The organism is Sulfurovum sp. (assembly GCF_015493435.1).
In the GTDB taxonomy this organism is placed as follows: domain Bacteria; phylum Campylobacterota; class Campylobacteria; order Campylobacterales; family Sulfurovaceae; genus Sulfurovum.
Window position 1 is genome coordinate 1 of sequence record NZ_WGDD01000022.1, and the last position, 11900, is coordinate 11900.

Here is an 11900-nt window from a genome sequence, read left to right on the forward strand (position 1 = left end):
ATTTTGTATCTGGAGGTTTTTATAGATGAACTCTGCCCTGTAAGTGTTGTTTGCAACAATCCCCCCTACTTTGGCAGCTGCCAGAAAAACATATTCAGGCTTTTCTGTTTCAAAAAAATCGGCTACGGCTTGTTGGTTTGTAAGATCAAGTTCCTGATGTGTTTTGCAAACCAGATTTGTGTAGCCTTTTTGTTGCAGGTTTTTAAGTATAGCACTACCAACCAGACCTCTATGCCCAGCCACATAAATTTTACTGTTTTTATGCATGCTTTTATTCAAAATAACTCATAATTTTATACCCACCCTCTTTGAGGTAGAGGTCTTTTTGCATCAGTTTCAGATCTGAAGCCATCATATCGTTCACGAGTTCCTCAAGCCTGTACTCACGTTTCCAGCCAAGTTTCTGTTCTGCCTTGGCAGGGTTTCCAAGCAGCATATCGACCTCTGTAGGCCTGAAGTATCTTTTGTCCACTGCAACAACAGGAGTGCCCGTGGTCAAGTGTTTACCGTCCAGGGAAAGCATCTGCATGCGTGCCTGATCGATCGATTTTATGTAACCGACTTCATCAACGCCTTTCCCTTTGAATTCAAGCGCTATTCCCACATAGGCAAACGCCATACGGACAAAATCACGTACTGCCGTGGTTTTCCCTGTGGCGATCACCCAGTCTTCAGGTTCGTCTGCCTGCAGGATCATCCACATCATACGCACATAATCTTTTGCATGTCCCCAGTCTCTTTTTGCATCAAGATTTCCAAGATACAGCTTTGCCTGAAGTCCCAATGCTATTTTCGATGCAGCCCGGGTGATTTTCCGTGTCACGAATGTTTCTCCCCGTACCGGAGATTCATGGTTGAACAATATGCCGTTGCAGGCAAACATGCCATAGGCTTCTCTATAATTTACCGTGATCCAGTAGGCATACATTTTCGCTACGGCATAGGGAGAACGCGGATAAAAAGGGGTGCTCTCAGTTTGCGGTACCTCCTGAACCTTTCCATACAGTTCGGAAGTAGAAGCCTGGTAAATCCTGGTCTTTTTCTCAAGGCCCAGCAGCCTCACTGCTTCCAAAATACGCAGTGTCCCGGTGCCGTCTGCATTGGCAACATATTCCGGTGTTTCAAAAGAAACAGCAACATGCGACATCGCTGCCAGATTGTAAATTTCATCAGGCTGCACTTCCTGTATGATACGTGTCAGGTTCATACTGTCCGTCATATCACCGTAATGCAGGATGAAATCCCTGTTCTTGATATGAGGATCCTGGTAGAGATGGTCAATACGGTCCGTATTGAAAAGACTTGAACGTCTTTTGATACCATGGACGATATATCCTTTTTTTAAAAGAAATTCTGACAGATAGGCACCATCCTGCCCTGTCACACCTGTGATCAATGCTACTTTACCCATTGTCTGCTCTCCTGTAGTCATCTTCTATTCTAATTATATCATCTTCTCCCGTATAGCTTCCTACCTGTGCTTCGATCAGAACGATAGGTTCATCCGTCTTGTTCGACAGTCTGTGCAGCTTCTCTTTCTCGATATAGGTTGATTCATTTTCATAAATGGTTTTAAGCGTATCACCTACCTGTACCGTAGCTTCTCCCCTGACTACGATCCAATGTTCATTCCGGTGCAAATGTTTTTGCAGCGAGAGTCTCTTGCCCGGATTTACCACAATGCGCTTGATCTTGTAGTTCTCATGGGTATACAGCACTTCATATGTTCCCCAGGGACGGTGTACAAGATTGTGCAGCCTGGTCAAGTTTCCCTTGTGTCCATTTAGCCGAGTGACGACCTCCTTTACTTTTTGCGAACTTCCTTTTTTGGAAATGAGCAGTGCATCAGGAGTATCTACAATGATACTATCCTCAATATCTACCAGTTCCACCACTTTGTCTGCAAGTATGAAATTATTGTTTTCATCGTTTGGCAGTTCTTCTGCCAAAGCATCGAAACTGCCTACATCCGACCACCCTATATCGGAGGGAATGACCTTTACCCTGTCTGATTTCTCCATCAGCGCATAGTCGATACTGTTATCCGGTATCTTCATCATATCCTGATGTTTGATCCGAACCATTATTCCCTCTTTGTTCGCATTTTCATAGGCATACAGTGAAGCACTGTAGATTGCCGGGGCATATTTTTGGAGTTCATCCAAAAAAATACCTGCTTTGAAACAGAACATCCCGGAATTCCAATAATAATTGCCTGCCTTATAGTAGGATTCCGCAGTTTCGGCATCCGGCTTTTCATGAAAAGCTTTGACATCATAACCATCTGCTTCAATGTATCCAAATCCTGTTTCCGGAAAGGCAGGGCTGATACCAAAAGTTACCAGGGCATCATTCAAAGCAAATTCTTTCGCCTGTTCAAGTACACGGGCATAGGCTGTTTCATTTTTAATAAGATGATCCGAAGGCGTGACCAATACAATTTCCTCAGGGTTCAGTGAAAAACAGGCCAGCGCAATAGCCGGTGCAGTATTGCGGCCTATGGGCTCCAGCAGGTATTGGCTGTTTTTCTTCTCCAATGCTTCAAGCTGGTCGAGCGCAAGGAAATACTGCTCTGCATTGGAAACGATATACTGGCGTTCGCATATCCTGGAGTTTCTTTCTACCGTTAATTGAAACAGAGATTTGTCATTAAACAGTTTTACAAATTGTTTAGGCATAAGTGCACGGGAAAGCGGCCACAACCTTGTTCCGTTTCCCCCACATAAAATAATATTTGTCATGTATGAGCCTCGTCAAAAGAATAAACGATTATACCTAAAAGCACTTATCTTCTATGCTTTTTGATCATCCCGTATTTATCAAAAAATGACACGGTGATGCCATATTTAGCCTATATCCTGATATAATTTGACCCAACGGTTTAGCATCAGGAAAAATATGAAACACAAAAATCTTTTTTTACCTTTATCGGAGTCAAGAAAATCTTTCTTGCTTGCCACAATGCTCAGTGCCATTCTGTTCTGGATCGGCCTGGGGGTCGGCAGCAACCTGTCAGATACTTCTTTCTGGATCAACAGTACCTGGCAGACAGTAAAACTTGAATGGCTTTTTATGCTCGCATATATTGTCCTGTACCAAAAGCTTCCGTCTCTGAAAAAATTTTGGAAAAATTATAGATTTGTTACCCTTCTGTCTGTTTTGTGGCTGACCGTTGTTGTTTCCTCCTACCTGCTGTCTCCCGTTTACAGTTGGCAAAACCCTTTGGCTTCCATGCGACTGGCAGAAACGGTTACCCATTTTCTTTTTTTCCTGTTTCTATGGGATTTTTTTGCCCAAAACACTGTCAGTTACCGTATGATCTTTGCTGCTGTCATCCTCTCCACACTGGTTGTTATGGGCTATTTTATCTACATCCATTTTGCTTTCCCCCACCTGGAAGCAGAGAAGCATGTTTTCAGTATGCGCTCAGACAAGCTGATCTTAAATACTCATTTGCATAGAATCGGGTATCAGGTAGAGACAGCTATAGGATTTGCTGTAGCATTTCTCTTTATGAAGAAAACAAAATATTTTTCCCTTTTTCTCATAGGATCCCTGTTTGTCTTTTTATTGTGGCTGGGAGGCCGTGCAGCTATTCTTGGAAGCATTATTACATTGCTTATATGTCTGTTTTACTTTAGAAAAAACATTTCTGGGAAAACACTTATCTGGTTTGGAGCTTTTTCCATCTTGTCGCTGTCTGCAACTACTTACTTTCATTTGATAAACCTTGACTATTTTTTCCATGCTCTGAACAAAACATTTCAGGCGGGTTCTTTGGACCACCTTCTGACCGGTCGTCTCGAAGTGTGGTCCCTTGTACTGAAAGAACTTCAGGGACATTGGCTTCTGGGTACCGGGCCGCAAAGCTATTTTTTTTATCTGCACAGACATACAGATGTGGTTCATGCCCATAACTTTATATTGCAGATGCTTGGAGAATGGGGTATTGTCGGTACGGCCCTTTTTGCTATTTTACTCTATCGGGCTGTCAGATACGGGGTACTGCTGCATTTGCACAAACCTGTCTCTGCGGAAAAATATCATATTGCTGCAGGTCTGGTTCTTCTTTCTTTAAGCATTACAGGGCTTTTTGGCGGCATTTATTTTTTTGTTCAGACATCCGTCTATCTGGCTGTCGCTTTTGCTTTATGGGTCATACCTTCCGACTCAGCCGGAAATCTGCACCCGGTAAAAGAATAAGCACTAATATGAAATCAGAGCCCCGCCGAACACAATCAGCTTGGTTCCCTCCAATCCTTTTTGGGCAGCCGCCTTCTGTGCAGCGTCGCAGTAAGGTTTGCCATCATCACTCCCGCCATTTGCAACAGAAAGTGACAAAGTCTGATTGGCTATCAATACATTTGGTGCAAAACAGTTCAACTTGACATTGGTATGGTTTGCCGATACATTTCCTGTTGCCATATAATAGGTTGTGATATCGTTCAGATACACTGACAGATTGTTCAGCTCCTTGCTGGTTTTGGCATCATCTCTGCTTGCAGCAAGTCTGGGTATGGCAATGGCTGCCAGTATTCCTATGATCACTATGACAAAGATAAGCTCGATCATTGTAAATGCATTTTTCATGACTGTTTTCCCCTTTTTGTATTTATATTATTCATTTGCCCGCTTAACCCTGAAAATCTTCATTCTTCCTGTCTCACCCACTTTTTCAAACAGCTTGTGGTCATAGACATCCAGCAGCATTGCCTGTATGTAAAAAGCATTGTAAGCTTTTTTGTTCATCCAGAGCAGCAATCCTTTTGCATCGAGTAAATTCATATTGGAATTCTTATGAAAGGAAAAAGACTCTTTGCGCGTATTGTTTTGTGCAATCATCAGAGTATTGACAGGTGTTTTGTTCCCGTTTGCGTCTACTACCATACCGTCACTGCTGTCAAGAATATAGCTGTATCCCTCCAACAAACTGTAATTATGGGAAAAAGGCCTTGTAACTGGTGTGGCTTTGTAGATAGGCATTGCCTTATATTTACCTCCTCTGAAATCCCAATAGGCATACTTCATTAGAATTCCAATATAGCTTAACATATTTTGATGAAGTATAATATAGACGTTACCTTCTTCTCCGGGTAAAGAAATCTTTTTTTGCTGATGAAATGACTTGAAAAGCTTGGTCAGGTTATGATCTTTTGCCAGTTTCGGCAGGGTAAACCCTGCTCCTGCACTGTTCGACGGCGGTCGGTAATAACTGAGATATCGTGCAGCATTTGCTGTAAAGTAAGGGTCATCACTCAAAAGTATCTGTGCAACCAGATGCGAATCCGGACCGCCATGATAGCCATTGTCTGTCAGTGTATTGTTATATCCCGTATAGTACCAAAGCGGCCAGCCGTAATCCCACCATGTTACAATGGTGTCTTTTTTACTGAGGTTTTTGGAAAAAGATTTCAGGAGTGCCTTGTCCCAGCTGTAAAACTGCAAGCCCATTGCCGCAGAGGTATTGAAGGCAAAAATATTATATATCATGAGAAGCAAAACCAGCGTTGTCCCGTAGTAGGGAAGACGACGGACATAGCAGGAACGTTCATATCGTTTCAACAGTATATTTTTGAACAAAAAAAGCAGATAGACAAAACCAAACGCCAGTACCGGCGTTGCATACATTGCAAAGCGTAAGCCTGCCCAGGTCGACATATATCCCAAAATCATCAAAGGAAGTGTCAACAGCATCAATGGGTAGGCTGTAAGCATAATAAAGTATCCGCCGGTTGCCACCAGTACATAGATCACCGAAATAAAAAGTGGAGCATAGGCTTTCCACAGATCAACACCGCCCACTTCACTGACAAACTTCAAGTCATTGAGATAATGATAGGTAATGCCCTTTCCGCTGAAAATCTTTTCATTTGCCGGTGTCAGATAGGTTACAGCCCTGTGGATATATTGATCCGGATGCACCAAAAACAGTGCTGCCACAAACCCTATCGACAGCAGTATCCAGTAAAAACGATGGTCTACCTTCTCATACCGGTTCAGTACAGAAAAAAAGCTATAAAACAGTACGATGACGACAAGCTTTGTCAGGACTGCTGCAGGGGCTATGGCCAATACCAGCAGGATAAAACCGCCAAGCATTGTTTTGTTTTTTCTATGATAAAGAAACAGGTACACCAAAGCAGTCAGGACGATAAGAAGATTGATAATCGGTGCCGAATGGTACCACCATCCGAAAAGCAGCAGGGCAAGTGCCCCTAAAAAAGTATAAAACAGACTTTTGTGTTCAAACCCTTTAATGATCCAGGCGATGCCCATCATCATCAAAAAAAGGTTGACACCATCGGTATCCATATAGCCTATATGGGTACGCATATAGAAAAATGTCCCGCTGACAGCCACAAGAGCACTCAGCAGCCCCAGTACCGGCTGTCTGATCGATGTACCGATCATTACCATAGGGATGGCTATAAGAGGTGCTATGAAAATGGGCAGCAGTACCATTGTCCAGTCCAACGACAGATGGAAGAACCCCGATACAAAAGCGATCAGGTGGCCCAGCAGATAGTCATCTCTAAAGGGCAATTCCACACCCGCAAGAATTTCTTTGGCATAAAACCCATACCGGCCTGCATCCGGCGTCCAGATAGCGATGGGGTCGCTGCCATCCCAAAGAGGTCCGATCTGTCCGGCTTGATAGAACAGTATCAGGCGAATCAGTACACCAAACAGATAAACAATAAAAATATAAATAAACAGCTTCGCAAAAGAGAGCTGTTGCGGGGGAAAGTGAATATATCTTTTAAATGTATTATCCATTATAAATCGCCTTTGGTTTCATATAGTGCAATAAAATATTATTATAGCAGAAGTAAGGTATGGAGAATAGATAAAGATTGAAGATAGGAAAAAACCGTACTGAAATACCCGGTCTGCGCAAAGACAGACCGGACTGTAAGTTTGGGAAACTGCAGCTTAGTAAGAAACACCTGTACCGGCAAACACATGGGTACCTCTCATCCCTTTTTTGTTTGCCGCTTTCTGTGCAGATACACAATATGGATCAGTATTAGTACTATTAGCAACTGTCAGGTTACCCCCTGTATTTGTCACATCAAAACAGCTTGAAACAGCATTACATGCCGTTGTATTACGATTCAAAGTCCCTGTTGCTGTATATGAACTACCTGCATCATTGATACATGTTGAAAGGTTATTCAATACTGTAGATGCTTTTGCATCATCTCTTGTCGCTGCCAGTTTTGGAATGGCAACTGCTGCCAAAATACCGATAATTACGATAACAAAGATCAATTCGATCATTGTAAATCCGCGTCTCATGTTAGTCATGATTAACTCCTGAAATTTTTTAGTACCAATTCAATAATTGGTCTACTCTAATTATACCTATAGTAATCTTTAATGAATATAAAATACACACTATATATAATATTTTTTTATACAACTGCCTATTTGACATGCATGCAAATTTTTAGTTATACTAAATTTATATTTCAAACTTGTTTATGATTGCATAAAAGAAAAGGGGATGGATTTTATGTATCTGTCTAAATCACGTGAAGCTTTCACACTCATAGAATTCATCTTTGTTATCATTATTATTGCACTGCTGGCAGGGATCGCCATACCGAAATTTGCGGCAACAAGAATGGATGCAAAACTTTCAACCAAAGCACAGAATATTATGACGGCTGCCAATGAAATAGCTTCCTACGCAGTAGCCAAAGGATATACCGAGGCCAATTTGTCGAAAATGTCAAGCAGCATTGCCAATATGGTAAGAAGAGGCGAAGCAGTCGATACAGGTGCTTACAGAGCAAAGATAAAAGTAGAAGATATAAACGACTGTATTCTCATTAAGATAGACAATCACGGTAGCAATACCGAAACACTGGTCATTGACTACGGAAGCAGTACAAACCATTATTGTGACAGGTTACGCAGTTTAGTGGATAGTGAAGCCTTCCCGATGGCCTTACATGGTATTTTGGTCAGCTATTGATATTATCGGGTATTCATATTTAGAACAGGAGAAAAAATGAAACAGGATCTATCTACTTATCGTATTACTTTATTGCTCTATTTGGGGGTACTGCTTCTTCCTTTCAGCTTTTACTATACGTATTCTTCCATGCAGAATTTAGCCTCTGACACCACTGCTATAAAACAGGTAAGCCAAACCGGTGGTGACATGCTTGCTTTTGTGGCAACATCCGATCAGCAGACCAAAAAACAAATACAGCTGAAAATTGACAAAAACCTGAAAGAACTTGGCCTCTGGATCACATCCAATAATAAAAAAGAATTTTATGTGGGAGGCAGAACACTCCAAAAAGATTTTAACCGTTTGAAGCAGCAGTGGAATACATTGAAAAAAAATCCGGATAAACCCCTGGCACTGAAAGAGTGGAAAGCAGCAAATTCTCTCAGTTTCACGATCGATAAAATGCTTTTGCTCAAGCAGGACAAAATGAGCAACATTTTCTATATCAATATAATTGGAGCAATGGTATTTTTACTCCTGCTGATTTATTTTACCAGAATGTACATTCAGCAGCAAATAAAAAAACATGCCATTTACGACTATGATACACACCTTTTCAATCAAAAGTATTTCCTTGCCAGACTTCATACCGCTGTAGAAAGGGCCAAACGGGAAAACACTCCTCTTTCAATTCTCTTTTTATCTATCAATAACTTCTCCAATGATGACTATAATGAAAAACAGCAAAAACATCTTTTGCAAAAAGTTGGACATATACTTGCCACTGCTACCAGAGACAGCGACACGGTTTGCCGCTATGATGACAATCATTTTGCCGTACTGATGTCCCAGACAAAGAAAGAACAAGGTTCGCCGCTTAAAAAGCGTTTAAAAAGCGGTTTGGAGAGTTATGACTTCGAGCTGAACCCAAAACCTGTATTCCATTGCGATATTACACAATTTGAAATGAATGAATCAGAAGAGTCATTTGTAAAGAGAAGCAGAAACTAAACATCATGAGGCATTGGCTGATGCCCCAATTCCTTACAGTCCATCCAAAGTTTCAATAAGCAGTTCGATCTCGTCTTCATAGGATGTAGCCTGTTTCGCAAGGCGGAGGTAGGCTTTAAGCAGTTTGTCCGGTTTGTTGTCTGTATGCAGATTCACCCCGGCTTCTGTAAGATCTTTATTGATAAAATCTGCAAAATCATCCTCGAGTTTGATTTCATACCGGTTGCCGCAGACAGTCACTCCAACATTCTTCATATTTGATCCCTTGTGTTAGCTTTACAAATGACGAATCGGAAATACAGGAGTGGAACTTATGATTCCTGACCCTTCATTACCGATTCAAAAAACTTTAAGACAGCAGTGCCTCGACCTGTGCAATGATCTTTTCGATCTCCGCATCTTTTTCTTCCAGTTCTCTTCTAAGCTGTGCGATCTGTGCCTCTTTTTCATTTTGCGAACCGGATACACTTGCCAACTCTGTTTTCAACTGTTCATTTTCACTTTTCAGCGCTTCATGATCTGCTTTCCATTGGGTGATCTTTTCCTGTAGTCTATGTAATGCGCTCATACTTTTTCTCCATGAATATTTTGTTGTGTTATAATAGCAAAAAGAGTTGAAATTAAGCATCTATGCTATAATTTAAAAAAGAGGCGAAGAGTTCTATGCCCAGTCAACATCAAATATTATCTTCTCTGCTTCAAGAGAAACTTGACAGCCTTATGATCAGTTTATTGTTTAGTTCGATATAATCACTCCAAAAGAATACTATGGCAGCCGTAGGGTACAACACCCTACCTCATAAATGATAGAGATAATACTAATAAAGGATGAAAATGCCAGACTTTACTGTGAACAGTCCCTACAAACCTGCCGGTGATCAGCCGACTGCCATTGAGACACTTTCAACTTCTATTGAAGCAGGGAACAAGTATCAGACACTGCTGGGAGTGACAGGTTCAGGGAAAACCTATACCATGGCAAAAGTCATAGAAAAGACAAAAAAGCCTACGCTTATTATGACACACAACAAGACGCTGGCAGCGCAGCTCTACTCCGAGTTTAAAAGTTTTTTTCCCAACAATCATGTAGAATATTTCATCTCATACTACGACTACTACCAGCCCGAAGCCTACCTTCCGAGACAGGATCTTTTTATAGAGAAGGATTCTTCCGTCAACGAGGAACTCGAGAGGCTTCGGTTAAGTACCACCGCTTCACTGCTGAGCCATGATGATGTCATAGTCATCGCTTCGGTCTCTGCCAATTACGGGCTTGGTTCACCGGAAGACTACAAAACCATTGTACAGAAACTGACTGTGGGTGAAGAATACAACCAGAAAGAACTGCTGCTTAAATTTGTCGATATGGGATACAAGCGCAATGATGAATTCTTCGATATCGGCAATTTTCGTGTCAGTGGCGAAGTTGTGGACATTTATCCTGCCTACTCGGACGAATTTGCCATACGCATCGAGTTTTTCGGAGATGAGGTGGAAGCAATCTACGAATTTAACTCCCTGACAGGGGAGAAGAACAAGGACCTCAAAGAAGTCACCGTCTACTCTGCCAACCAGTTTATCGTCTCCAAAGAGAAACTGGCACGTGCCGTCAATACCATAGAAGAAGAACTCGGAGAACGGCTTGCCTACTTTCAGAGGGAAGACCGGATGATAGAATACAACCGGCTTAAACAGCGTACCGAGTTTGATCTTGAAATGATAGAAGCCACAGGAATGTGCAAGGGAATAGAGAATTATTCACGTCACCTGACAGGCAAAAAACCCGGTGAAACTCCCTACTCCATGATGGACTATTTTGAAGCTATGCATGATGACTACCTGGTGATCGTCGATGAATCACATGTTTCTCTCTCTCAGTTTCGGGGTATGTATGCCGGTGACAGAAGCCGGAAAGAAGTACTGGTAGACCATGGGTTCAGACTTCCCTCGGCACTTGACAACCGTCCTTTGATGTTTGACGAATACATTAACAAGGCACCCCACTTTCTTTTTGTCTCCGCCACACCGAACGCATTGGAGCTGGAACTCTCTTCTGTCGTGGCAGAACAGGTTGTACGACCTACCGGACTGCTTGACCCACTGATAGAAGTGGTAGATTCCACCTATCAGGTGGAAGACCTTCATGACCGAATGAAACCGGTGATAGAACGGGGCGAACGGGTGCTTGTCACTGTGTTGACAAAAAAAATGGCAGAAGAGTTGACACATTACTACAATGACCTTGGCTTGAGAGTACGTTATATGCACTCCGACCTTGACGCCATAGAGCGAAACCAGGTCATCCGTTCTTTGCGTTTGGGAGAATTTGATATTCTTGTCGGTATCAACCTGCTGCGTGAAGGACTTGACCTGCCCGAAGTCAGTCTCGTTGCCATACTCGATGCAGACAAGGAAGGATTTCTGCGTTCAAAAACATCGCTTATCCAAACCGCAGGGCGCGCAGCAAGAAATACCAACGGACACGTGCTCATGTATGCCAGAAAAATAACCGATTCCATGAAAGCAACCATTGAAGTCACACAAAAACGGCGTGAAAAGCAGATCGCTTACAACAAAGAACACGGTATTACACCCAAAACCACGATCCGTGAACTCGATACCAATCTCAAAGTCGAAGATGCAGGTGAACTCTACAACAAACGCAGCAAACTGGACAAAATGCCCAAAGCCGAACGACAACAGCTTGTCAAGGAACTTAAAGCGAAGATGCTTGCAGCGGCAAAGAACCTGGAGTTTGAAGAGGCAGCACGACTGCGCGATGAGATAGCAAAGGTCAAAAAACTGTAATTTTACGGGATACGATAAAAACCATACACACAAAATTCATATTCATGGTGTTGTCGCGGGACAATACCCTACAGGTACCCCCTATAGGATATGATGATTTCCCACCCTGCAAAAAATT

Annotated in this window: 12 protein-coding genes; 4 read left to right on the top strand and 8 right to left on the bottom strand. The window is 42.3% G+C overall.

Going from position 1 to position 11900, the window contains the following annotated elements:
• From F8L24_RS03340 to F8L24_RS03350, 3 genes are all read right to left on the bottom strand, one after another.
• The coding region (locus tag F8L24_RS03340; RefSeq protein ID WP_294951854.1) for an NAD-dependent epimerase/dehydratase family protein at nt 1–267 on the bottom strand (267 nt) is incomplete at its 3' end.
• Nucleotides 268–271: 4 nt separating this feature from the next.
• Nucleotides 272–1411, bottom strand: coding sequence for a GDP-mannose 4,6-dehydratase (gene gmd / locus F8L24_RS03345; protein ID WP_294951740.1), 1140 nt, complete (start codon nt 1409–1411; stop codon nt 272–274).
• Complete coding sequence (locus tag F8L24_RS03350; RefSeq protein WP_294951743.1) at nt 1404–2741, bottom strand: mannose-1-phosphate guanylyltransferase/mannose-6-phosphate isomerase; 1338 nt, start codon at nt 2739–2741, stop codon at nt 1404–1406. The genes gmd and F8L24_RS03350 overlap by 8 nt, the downstream gene beginning before the upstream one ends.
• 157 nt (nt 2742–2898) lie before the next feature.
• On the opposite strand from F8L24_RS03350, the gene F8L24_RS03355 reads away from it, so the two are divergent.
• Nucleotides 2899–4203, top strand: a complete 1305-nt coding sequence (locus tag F8L24_RS03355; protein ID WP_294951746.1) for an O-antigen ligase family protein — start codon at nt 2899–2901, stop codon at nt 4201–4203.
• Between the two features lie 3 nt (nt 4204–4206).
• Here the strand turns inward: F8L24_RS03355 and F8L24_RS03360 are convergent, their stop codons facing one another.
• The 3 genes from F8L24_RS03360 to F8L24_RS03370 all read right to left on the bottom strand — a co-directional run bounded on the left by F8L24_RS03360 (nt 4207) and on the right by F8L24_RS03370 (nt 7308).
• The gene (locus F8L24_RS03360) at nt 4207–4590 is read right to left on the bottom strand and encodes a prepilin-type N-terminal cleavage/methylation domain-containing protein (RefSeq protein WP_294951749.1); all 384 of its coding nucleotides are present in this window, start codon (nt 4588–4590) and stop codon (nt 4207–4209) included.
• Between the two features lie 27 nt (nt 4591–4617).
• Nucleotides 4618–6777: an STT3 domain-containing protein gene (locus F8L24_RS03365; protein WP_294951752.1), complete on the bottom strand. Its 2160-nt coding sequence runs from the start codon at nt 6775–6777 to the stop codon at nt 4618–4620.
• A 156-nt stretch (nt 6778–6933) separates the two neighbouring features.
• Entirely contained in the window at nt 6934–7308 is a 375-nt protein-coding gene (locus tag F8L24_RS03370) for a type II secretion system protein (protein ID WP_365937959.1), read from the bottom strand.
• A gap of 199 nt (nt 7309–7507) precedes the next feature.
• Between F8L24_RS03370 and F8L24_RS03375 the strand changes: the two genes are divergently transcribed.
• Together F8L24_RS03375 and F8L24_RS03380 are read left to right on the top strand one after the other, a co-directional pair.
• Nucleotides 7508–7981, top strand: a complete 474-nt coding sequence (locus tag F8L24_RS03375; protein WP_294951753.1) for a prepilin-type N-terminal cleavage/methylation domain-containing protein — start codon at nt 7508–7510, stop codon at nt 7979–7981.
• 36 nt (nt 7982–8017) lie between these two features.
• A complete protein-coding gene (locus F8L24_RS03380; protein WP_294951756.1) occupies nt 8018–8974 on the top strand; it encodes a diguanylate cyclase in 957 nt (318 codons plus the stop codon).
• Between the two features lie 33 nt (nt 8975–9007).
• Here F8L24_RS03380 and F8L24_RS03385 read toward each other — a convergent pair whose 3' ends face one another.
• Both F8L24_RS03385 and F8L24_RS03390 read right to left on the bottom strand, forming a co-directional pair.
• The gene (locus tag F8L24_RS03385; protein WP_294951759.1) at nt 9008–9229 is read right to left on the bottom strand and encodes a hypothetical protein; all 222 of its coding nucleotides are present in this window, start codon (nt 9227–9229) and stop codon (nt 9008–9010) included.
• Nucleotides 9230–9323: 94 nt separating this feature from the next.
• The gene (locus F8L24_RS03390; protein WP_294951761.1) at nt 9324–9542 is read right to left on the bottom strand and encodes a hypothetical protein; all 219 of its coding nucleotides are present in this window, start codon (nt 9540–9542) and stop codon (nt 9324–9326) included.
• 266 nt (nt 9543–9808) lie between these two features.
• Here F8L24_RS03390 and uvrB point away from each other — a divergent pair, with 266 nt between their 5' ends.
• The gene (uvrB, locus tag F8L24_RS03395) at nt 9809–11782 is read left to right on the top strand and encodes an excinuclease ABC subunit UvrB (protein ID WP_294951763.1); all 1974 of its coding nucleotides are present in this window, start codon (nt 9809–9811) and stop codon (nt 11780–11782) included.
• Nucleotides 11783–11900: the final 118 nt, after the last annotated feature.